This is a genomic window from Candidatus Methanoperedens sp. (assembly GCA_027460525.1).
GTDB lineage: Archaea > Halobacteriota > Methanosarcinia > Methanosarcinales > Methanoperedenaceae > Methanoperedens.
Map to the genome: position 1 here is coordinate 1 of JAPZAS010000025.1, position 9,616 is coordinate 9,616.

The 9,616-nt window shown below is 46.7% G+C and carries 10 protein-coding genes; 5 read left to right on the forward strand and 5 right to left on the reverse strand.

Annotated elements, in window-relative coordinates; all coding sequences use genetic code 11:
* Positions 1-305 precede the first annotated feature (305 nt).
* The 3 genes from O8C68_09070 to O8C68_09080 all read left to right on the forward strand — a co-directional run bounded on the left by O8C68_09070 (position 306) and on the right by O8C68_09080 (position 1,582).
* On the forward strand, positions 306-722 hold the full coding sequence (locus tag O8C68_09070) for an arsenate reductase ArsC (protein MCZ7395952.1): 417 nt from the start codon (positions 306-308) through the stop codon (positions 720-722).
* A gap of 210 nt (positions 723-932) precedes the next feature.
* Complete coding sequence (locus O8C68_09075; GenBank protein ID MCZ7395953.1) at positions 933-1,226, forward strand: hypothetical protein; 294 nt, start codon at positions 933-935, stop codon at positions 1,224-1,226.
* On the forward strand, positions 1,226-1,582 hold the full coding sequence (locus tag O8C68_09080; GenBank protein MCZ7395954.1) for an MTH938/NDUFAF3 family protein: 357 nt from the start codon (positions 1,226-1,228) through the stop codon (positions 1,580-1,582). The genes O8C68_09075 and O8C68_09080 overlap by 1 nt, the downstream gene beginning before the upstream one ends.
* Positions 1,583-1,729: 147 nt before the next feature.
* Here O8C68_09080 and O8C68_09085 read toward each other — a convergent pair whose 3' ends face one another.
* From O8C68_09085 to O8C68_09105, 5 genes are all read right to left on the reverse strand, one after another.
* The gene (locus tag O8C68_09085) at positions 1,730-3,238 is read right to left on the reverse strand and encodes a YfcE family phosphodiesterase (protein ID MCZ7395955.1); all 1,509 of its coding nucleotides are present in this window, start codon (positions 3,236-3,238) and stop codon (positions 1,730-1,732) included.
* An 18-nt stretch (positions 3,239-3,256) separates the two neighbouring features.
* Positions 3,257-4,231, reverse strand: coding sequence for a CHAD domain-containing protein (locus O8C68_09090; protein ID MCZ7395956.1), 975 nt, complete (start codon positions 4,229-4,231; stop codon positions 3,257-3,259).
* Between the two features lie 13 nt (positions 4,232-4,244).
* A complete protein-coding gene (gene ppk1, locus O8C68_09095; protein ID MCZ7395957.1) occupies positions 4,245-6,419 on the reverse strand; it encodes a polyphosphate kinase 1 in 2,175 nt (724 codons plus the stop codon).
* 88 nt (positions 6,420-6,507) lie between these two features.
* Positions 6,508-7,005: a hypothetical protein gene (locus O8C68_09100; GenBank protein MCZ7395958.1), complete on the reverse strand. Its 498-nt coding sequence runs from the start codon at positions 7,003-7,005 to the stop codon at positions 6,508-6,510.
* Between the two features lie 209 nt (positions 7,006-7,214).
* The gene (locus O8C68_09105) at positions 7,215-8,996 is read right to left on the reverse strand and encodes a Ppx/GppA phosphatase family protein (protein MCZ7395959.1); all 1,782 of its coding nucleotides are present in this window, start codon (positions 8,994-8,996) and stop codon (positions 7,215-7,217) included.
* Positions 8,997-9,183: 187 nt separating this feature from the next.
* Here O8C68_09105 and O8C68_09110 point away from each other — a divergent pair, with 187 nt between their 5' ends.
* Together O8C68_09110 and O8C68_09115 are read left to right on the forward strand one after the other, a co-directional pair.
* Positions 9,184-9,333 (forward strand): hypothetical protein, encoded by a 150-nt coding sequence (locus O8C68_09110; protein ID MCZ7395960.1) that lies wholly within the window; start codon positions 9,184-9,186, stop codon positions 9,331-9,333.
* 78 nt (positions 9,334-9,411) lie between these two features.
* A partial coding sequence (locus tag O8C68_09115) for a hypothetical protein (GenBank protein ID MCZ7395961.1) occupies positions 9,412-9,616 on the forward strand: 205 nt, incomplete at its 3' end.

Consider the following 9,616-nt stretch of genomic DNA (forward strand, 5'->3'; position numbering starts at 1 on the left):
TCTCACTGGAGAAACGCACAGTCTGGCTAATTGAATGAGCGGATCAAACAGCTCTCTTCTTTTGCGCAAGAAATATCACGCCAAACGCAATCATCACAGGAAAAATCTCTAAAAGTAAAACGCAGAGGATGTAAATTAGATTATCAAAGCTCTTTGCGGTTCTGTTAAGATGACGCTCGTGATAATTATGAGTCTATAATATTATCTCACGATAACTTAACAGAACCATCTTCTATAGTGGGTATATAGTAGTGTATAGATTATTAAGAAGAAGCTTAATTCAGGTTGAAGATGTAACTCAATAAATGAAAAAGAAAAAAGTATTATTCATCTGCACAGAAAATTCCTGCCGTTCCCAGATGGCTGAAGGGATTCTGAGGCATCTGAAAGGAAGTAAATTTGAGGTATTCAGTGCAGGAACAAGACCTTCGGTTGTAAATCCAATAGCAATAAAGGTCATGGCAGAAATTGGCATTGATATTTCAGGGCACAGGTCAAAATCGGTGCAGGAATTCCAGGGGATGAATTTTGATTTCGTTATAACCACATGCGATGCTGCCAGGGAGACCTGTCCTGTTTTCCCAGGCATTGCCCGCCATTTGCACTGGAGTTTTAATGACCCGGCAAATGCGGAGGGGTCTGAAGAAGAGATACTTTCCGCATTCAGGAAGGTCAGGGACGAGATAAAGTTACACATACAGGAAGAATTCAGCCAATATTGATTTTATATAGATTATATAGATTATTTTGATAAGTTATATAAACTTTATAGAATACCTCTAACAGGCAAAATCATCGGATTTTGCTTCCAGATATAAGGAAAGGAGGGATGATCCATGAAGATAAATAACGAAAAATATTATGAGGAGATATCTCCTCATCATCTCTTTTTTCAGCGCAGATGTACTAGAAAAGAATGATGGGGTGAATGTGTGAAATACACAGAAGGAGATACAGTAAAATTTAAACTCAAATCGGGTGAACTACTGGAAGGAGATGTTCTCTTTATTGAAAGGAGTCCCCGTGAGGACGTATTGTATATAAACAGTTCCAACAGATGGGCGTATAGAGTCCCTGAAAAAAGGATTATATCCATGGTTCCTAAAAAGAATAAATCTGTTCAGATGAAGAATAGAACCCCACCGGGTGGATTGAGCAACGATAGTAATGTATTGACTTTGAATGATAACATTAGCCTCTCCAGTCCACCTATTCAAAGAGGGTAATGGAAGTGAAGGTGAAGTACCTCGGCTTCGGGAGCGTGGAGATAGATGGCGAGCGGTACGAGTACGATGTCGTGGTTCGCGGCGGTCGGGTGGAGAAGAGGAAAAAGAAGCTCTCGAAGCATTTGAAGGAAAAGTACGGCCACACCCCTCTGTCCCTTGCCGAGAATATTCCCTGGGACTGCAAAACGCTCATCATCGGGACTGGAGAGTCGGGTGCGCTCCCGGTGCTGGACGAGGTGAAAGCGGAGGCTGAGAACCGGGGTGTGACTTTGATTAACATGAAGACTAAAGAGGCATGTCGAGAGCTGGAAAAGGCCAGAGGCAAGACGAACGCGGTGCTGCACCTGACCTGCTAGGGTGGTCGCAGTTTATGATACATCTCTTCCAGGTCTTTGAGCCAGAGCGTGGATTGGCGTCCGAGGGCATCATCTCCATTTCGGATTCAGGTGATCAATAAGCATGCACATCGGCATCGATAAATCCGATGACATGCTCTTTGGCAGTCATGGTACAAGGTCTAATGAAAACGTGAGGCCCCGATTGAATACCTTCTCGAACAGGTCTCCCTTTTCCATGGCTCTCTCCTTCTCTGTTTCCGCTTCCCCTGAAACAGCACAATTGACGATCACCTGTTCGGGGGAAATCTCAGATGTGATATCTTTAACAAGGCTCTGCTGGGTGAAATCCAGTCCGTCCGCCACGCGAAGAATCGCTGACAGTACCTTTACTTTCTGCCGCTCGTCCCGCCGCAGGGCAGCAAAGTGGCGGTGCCCTTTATTTGGAAGTTTTCTCCTGTGGTAACGGGCGATTGAACCCACGATATCGCGCTCCCGTTCATCAAAGGGCAGGTGCGGTTCGGCAAGGATGATGCGGAGTGAGGTCTTGTGATGCCCCTTCTGTCCTTCGATCCACCCGATATCATGAAGGATACCGGCACACTGAAGCCAGAAGCGTTCCTCGGCACCGAGTCCATGAAGCTCTCCGAGTTCATCGAAGAGCCGCATTGCCAGCCTTGTCACCTGATTGCTGTGCCCCTCATTATGGGAAACGCTGCGAGCAGTCTTTCGAACCTCCTCCAGGCGGTATTCATTCTTCTTTGATAATTCCAGAGCCACCGCTTCCGGCGAGAGACCCTGAAGAGTCATCTGAGCCAAAACCTCAGGAAGACCGTTTTCCCGTATTGCTGCTGCGGCTTTCTCCACGTCATAGTCGATACGGTAGTGGTTCACTTCGAGGGGGTTGATCCGCAGGATCGCGTAGCTGGCCCGGGGATCGCCGTCATCCTGCCTTCCTGCGCCCCCAGGGTTGATGAACCATACACCATCAACCTGACGGGAAAAGGGACGGTGCGAATGCCCGAAGATTATCACGTCAGCCTCAGCGAGATGCGCAAGCTCACGGAGGCGTTCATCCGGCGTTTCAGGGCCGATTTGTTCGTCACCTGGCAAAGGGCTCCTGTGGGCAAGAAGTATTCGCTGTCCTCCAGCCTCCAGTCTGAGTTCCTCAGGCAGAGATTTGAGGTATTTGCGGTTCTTCTTCGAGAGATTGTCATACGTCCACTTGATGGCATTCCAGTCTTCAGGCGGCTCTTTTTTCTCCACCTCCTCTTTCGTTTCCTTGACCTTCAGAACCTTGAGGTCGTAGTTCCCCACCACGCTCTGAGCGTTTTCCTTGCGCAGTCTCCTGACAACATCATCCGGAAAAGCACCGTACCCCGTCAGGTCGCCCACATTCCATATCTCTGAAACCTCTTTGTTACTGGCATCTTCCAGGACAGCCTTCAGGGCAGGCAGGTTGGCATGAACGTCCCCAATGAGTAGAAAGGCTTCGTGTTCTACTGGTTGAGATAGCCCAGGAGCAGGCAGGTTTGCAGTCTCTTTTTCTGCCTCAGCTTTCTCTATTTTTGTTTCTGCTTTAGCAGGTTTAGGTTTTGTTGTACTTCGCAGTATTTTAGGTCTCTCTTCCCACCACGAAGATACTTTGGTGTTCTTACTTTTTTTCTTATCTTTCATATATTTCACTCTCCATACTTATTTTATATTTATCTGATTCTTACATTTTTCATCGAATGTTAACTGGATAAATTGCTTCAGGTCATTCCATATATTCTGCTCCTGAATATCTTTCCAGTAGGCTACAAACTCCTCATAGATCGCAGAACGGCGCTCGCGCAGATGCTGCTGGAAGTGCATCAGCCCGGACGCAAGAATCCCGAAGGAGTCGTCGTGTCCGAAATAATTAAGAGAATATGCCCGTTCCTCCTCCATGAATTGAGGCAGGTAATCAATCCATACATCGCAGTCGTGCAGATCTCCTAGCACATCCTGAAGTTTTTTGCAGACCGCAAGCTGGTTCTCCAGTTCCCCTTCGTAAAGGGGTGAAAATACCTCCATCGTGTAGCGGAGGCGCTTCACAGCAATACGCATGGCATGGTGCTCTTTTATATTTTCAGGGATGTAAACTGAAGCTTCATGAGCGAATATCTCATCAAGCCGCGATGTTATGTGGACAAGCGCTTTTTGATAGGTCTCTGGAGAATTGACTTCAGCCCTACCCTTGCGCATCTTACGGCACGACTTTTCCATATCCTCCACCACGCCGCTCTCAAGAAGCCTGTCAAGGGCTTTGATCACACGCGGCTGCACTCGCTCCCGTCGCTGCCTCAGGCGCAGAAGGAAGCGCTGCGCGCCAGGGCGGAGGCTTTCCTCTTTTAGCTTCTCGGTGTATGCCTTAAGGAAAGCTATCTGCACGTCTGCATCCCGTGCCTCCCTGAGAGCGCGAGTGATATTGCGGATCTCTTTTCGCCATTCCCTGTACTTCCCGGAAGGGAAACACTCTTCAAAGAGCGGGAGGCAGGAGCGGCTCCGCCTTGATGCGACCCGCATCCTGTGAATGAACTCAATATCCTCAGCCTCACGCACGCCTTCTATCTCCCTTGAAAGGGATAGAAGAAGCGAAAGAAGCGCATCAGCCCCGAAAAAGCAATATCCATTAGAGTTTTTCAGAGTTCCTTTCCTCTTAGAAATTACCGTGCCACAACCCCCTGTTCTCGATCAGCCACTCCTGTGAATTCAGCTCTTTCTCTCCGGGAGAAGGCACAACACGCTCGTAAGTCCCATCACTTAATAACCGCCTTGCTTTCACATTATCCTTCAGGTGGACATTGAGAATATCCTTGATTATTGCAGATTTTATATCCGGATCCTCCACAGGGAAGAGCGTTTCAACCCTGTCGTCAAAGTTCCGTGTCCTGAGATCCGCGCTTCCGAGCAGGACCTCATCATCCCCGCCATTTCTGAAATAGTATATTCGCGCGTGTTCGAGAAAACGTCCCACAATGGATGTGACCGTGATATTCTCGCTTACCCCTGGAATGCCGGGGCGAAGGGCACAAAGGGCGCGCACGTTCAGGTCGATTTTTACACCTGCCTGAGACGCCCGGTAAAGAGCCAGGATTATCTCCATGTCAGTTAAGCCATTGTTCTTGAACGCCATGTATCCATCCCCGTGCTCTCTGTGGCGCTCAATCTCTCTTTCGATGCGCCACAGGAATTCCCGCCGCAAATCGTAAGGCGCAACAAGCAGTTTGTGATACTTCTGCTTTCCATCATAGCCTGTGAGTGAATTGAAGAGATGGGACATATCTGCACATACCTGCGGGTTGCAGGTAAAGTAGCCGAGGTCGCCATAGATCCTGGCTGTGACAGCATTGAAGTTCCCAGAACTGAGGTAACCATATCGGATTATTTCCTTCCCCTCTCTCCTGACAACAAGGCATAATTTGGCATGAACCTTCAGTCCCGGTCTCCCGTATACCACATGCACACCCGCCCGCTCAAGCGCATGCCCCCACCCAATGTTTTTCTCTTCATCGAAGCGCGCTGTCAGTTCCACAACAGCAGCCACCTGCTTACCATTCTGCCGCGCCTTAATAAGTGCATCAATGACGGGGGAATTGGCATCGATGCGGTAAAGCGTTATCTTTATAGCCAGCACATCAGGATCCTTTGCAGCCTGATGTAAGAATTTGATAAAGGGCAAGAAACTGTCATACGGATAGTAGAACAGGACATCCCGGTTGCGCAGAGCCGGGAAAATTTTTTTCTCGTTATCTAACAATGAAGGATTTGAAGGAAGAAACTTGGCATCCTTCAGGTCGGGGCGGTCCAGTCTCATCAGTTCCCACATATCTATCTTCCCCATGATACCCTCTATATCACTGACCAGGTAGGAAGGCAATCCAAATTTATTAGCCAGCATGTGACGGATGTCGTCGGGCATGGATACATCCACTTCAAGCCTCACTGGCGGCCCGGTGCGGCGAAACTCCATGCTTTCCTCAACCTGGGTCGCAAGGTCATACGCCCCATTCAAATGCGTCTCAATTTCAGCATCGCGCGTGATGCGGAAAGGATAAGACGCAGCCACTTTCATGCCTGGGAAGAGAATATCCAGATTTGCGGCTATAAGGTCTTCAAGCAGGACGAAGTGGGTGGTTTTTCTGGCAGCGCTATGTTCGGTATTCTTATCGTTTTCCACTTCCGGCACAGCGATAAAGCGCGAGAATAAACCGGTTGGTACCTTGACGCGCGCAAACATCTGTTTTTCAAAGTTACCCTGAGTTATCCCGACCACAACGGCAATGTTGATTGTGAGATTGGAAATAAATGGAAATGGATGAGCGGCATCGAATGCCAGAGGAGTGAGGGTCGGAAATATCTCATTTTCGAAGAAGCGTTGCAGAAGAGCCTTCTGTTTTTCCTCAAGGTCGACAAATCTATTGATATGGATACCTTCGCTGCTGAGCTTAGGTAAAAGTTCATGCCAGCAGCGCGCATGGTCTGCGATAAGTGGAATTAACTCTTTGCGGATGGCTTCCAGCTGTTCTGACGGCGACAGCCTGTCAGGGTGTGTTTTGACAGTCCCTGTGGCAAGTTGCCGCCGCATGGATGAAACCCTGACCATGAAGAACTCATCGATGTTGCTTCCGCAAATAGCAAGGAACTTCACCCTTTCCAGGAGAGGCTGGCGCTCATCCATTGCCTCCTCAAGTATCCGTCGATTGAATTTGAGCCAGCTTAGCTCACCGTTGATGAAGTTTCCGGGATTGTCAAGAGAAACACTTTCCGTACTGATTTTCAATGGCTTTTCACTAACACTTTCTTCGGTATTGATATTCATCTGTTGTTCCATAATACAGGCGTCCTGTTGATCAGTAGAATATTTTCGACATCCCAATCCCAACACTATCTACATTCTGATTTTGCTGAAGAGATCTGAATCAGGCGCACGCACTTGCGATATCTACTGCGCTCTGTGTCCCGGATTCATACTCTTCTCTCACAAACCCTTTTGAGACCTCAAACAATTCAGAAAGCCATTTTTTACCATCAGTCTGAAAAAGGATGGGAAGCTGCGCTTCCATCTGTTTGAGCTTATTTAAGAACTGCCCGACGGTTTCGCATTCAATCAGCATCTGGCAGAAGGGATGCTCCGGATATGATATGCTGATCGCCTTAAGATAGACTAAAGGATCGCCGCCGTTCTCAATGAACTTACACATCATTTTAATGGGTGTGAATTCAACCTTCGTCGTTTCTTTGCCATTGTCAGCATCACCTTCCACCATTCTGATAAAGTCATCCCAGCCATTGCCCTTCTCCCATTTTTTAAACCTCTCTTCGATGAGTAACATGTCTCTTTTGTGAATCTTTTGAATGAGCTGGAGATCTTTCCTGCGAATCTCTTCTTTGAATAGCTCGATATTATCTAATTTCATTATATAGGTCTCCCAATCCGTTTAGCAGCTTCATGTGGTCATTCCTCTTTTATCAGGTGACAAAAACGAATGACCCATAATTATTATCAAAATTCTTGTGATATATACTTAATCTCTATAATCTATATAGAAAACCAGCAGAAGCTACGTGATTAAAATTGTCATTTCGTGAATGATTGGTACCTAAGAAGATACGTTATAATCACATCTCATGCATGCAGTGCATTCTCAACCCCGGCAGTTTCCCTCTCTATTTTAAGACCGGGGAATTCACTATCCGAACGAGGGCATAGGATTACATTCAGGTTGAGCTTCCTTCCGAATAATTTCTCGAATGCTTGCACGTTCGACTCTACACCCCACACCTCAAGCTCGCAGCTGCCCTCATGCCATATAGCGAGCTCGACTTTTGTTCTGTTTTTCCCCGTGAATTCTGCCTTTTTTACGAGGCAGGTATGGCTTCTGTCGAGTTTCTCGGCAAGGCGCAGCAGCATGGATAGGACAATCACGGTATTCGCAGAATGCTCATCAAGCAGAGCTAAAGCCTGGTCCTTTCTCTTTGGAAGCTTCTTCCTGTGGAACCTGGCAACGTTTGCCATTATATTTATCTCGACCTGGTCAAAGCCGAGGAGCTCTGTGTTGCCTATTATGTATTGCGAGTGGAGATGATGACTTTTAAAGGATATGAAGCCGCCGATATCGTGCAGGAACGAAGAGTACTTCAATAGCTCTCTCTCCCGTTCGCCCATGTCGTGCAGCCCGATCCTCCTCGAACTGTCAAAAAGCGAAAGTGCAAGAGATATGACAGCGTTGGCGTGCCGCTCGTTGATATTGCATGATCTTCCAAGCTGGAGCACGCTCATCTCCCTGACAGACATCTCCTGGAACTGCGGAAACCCTTCATGTCTTGACAGGTAATCCATGAGCATGCCGTGGACTATGCTCCTCTCGCTGACTGTAATCTCTTCAAGCCCGAACTCCTCCATTATTGTCTCGAGGATAGCAGCACCCCCAACAATGATGTCTGCTCTCTCGGGATTGATGCCCTGGATATTCTTTCTCTCATCGAGAGGTAGCATGCAGAGTGTCGAAACTACCTTCCTCAGATTCTTATAGCTCAGGACAAGGTTTCTTCCTGCGTCGCCCCGTTCATGCATATTCATCGCTATCTCGGCAAGGTTGACGATAGTGCCTGAACTTCCGAAAGCGCACTCTATCCTCGCACTTTTCATGAATTGCGCTGTTTTTAGAATTCTGTTCTTGATGTACAGCTTCATCCTTGCATATACATCATGTGGCACAGGTGCTGTTCCCCCATCCTGAATGAACATGGTAGTGAGCCTTATTGCCCCGAGCTCGAAGCTGTCGACGTAATATTGCTGGGTCTGGTCACCTATCGCAATCTCCGTGCTCCCTCCTCCTATGTCGATGAAGATCGCCTTCCTCATGCCAATATGGACACCGCTCGATACGCCAAGATAAATAAGGCGTGCCTCTTCCTTTCCAGGTATGACCCTTACTTCCAGCTTCGCCTCATATTTTAGCTGTTCAAGGAATTCTGCCTGGTTTTTCGCCTCACGTACCGCAGATGTTGCTACAGCGATAATTTCGCAAGCCCCAAAGGATGTTGCAAGTTCTGCGAACTTTTTGCAGACCAGAACCGCTCGTTCCATTGCCTCTGGCTGGAGGTGATTGTTCTTGAACTCATTCTCCCCGAGCCTGACAACCTCCTTCTCCTGCCGCAACACAGTGTACGAATGGTTGGGATTGAGTCTGACGAGTATAAGTCGGATCGAGTTAGTCCCGATATCGATGAACGCCAGTATCTTTTCCTCAGGCTGCTTAAGGTACATTTCAATCTCATTATTATTATGAAGTCCTATTATATCATGTTTTCTACCGTTGCCATTTCCATCCCCTGCAATGCGGCCGGGACAAGAACTCAACTTGTTTAAGTTAAAGCCCCCGAACAATGTTTTCATAGCGTTCATTTAAGTGTTAATTTAAATATTAGCCAGAGGTTTGTAAATAACTTATGTATATAGATTCTATAGATTATTTATCTATGGAACTATTTCTTATAAGCTTCAACGATTCGGAATAAAAGGGTAAGAATCTATATAGATTATATAATTTACTAAGATAATCTTTATTTTGTTATTATAATAATTGTTCTGCATGGAAAATATCGAAAAGAAGAATCATCCTGGCAAAGCAGACATTCACGTACACACCAGGTATTCAGGGTTTGGAAGCTATTCTGAAAAAAATTTCACTGTTATGGAAAAAGTCTTCAAGGTCGCCGCAGAAATAGGGCAGGATATATAGTTGTTCATCCGGGCAGTCAGAATGGTAGAAGAAAATGTCTTAACTTGAATATTCTTAATTTAAGTCATATATGTGGTCTTGCCGAAGAATATGGCGTTACCCTCCCCCTGGAACCTTTTTGATAGAAAGGGAGGAAATAAAGTTGGTGTATTTCCGCGAGAAATTTTGCATATAATTGAAATGGTATGTTCGGAGAATTTAAAGATAAATCTGGATATTGGTCATGCGTTTATTGCCTCCAATGCTTATGGGTTATCCCTGGACGATTATTTTGAATTAGGTA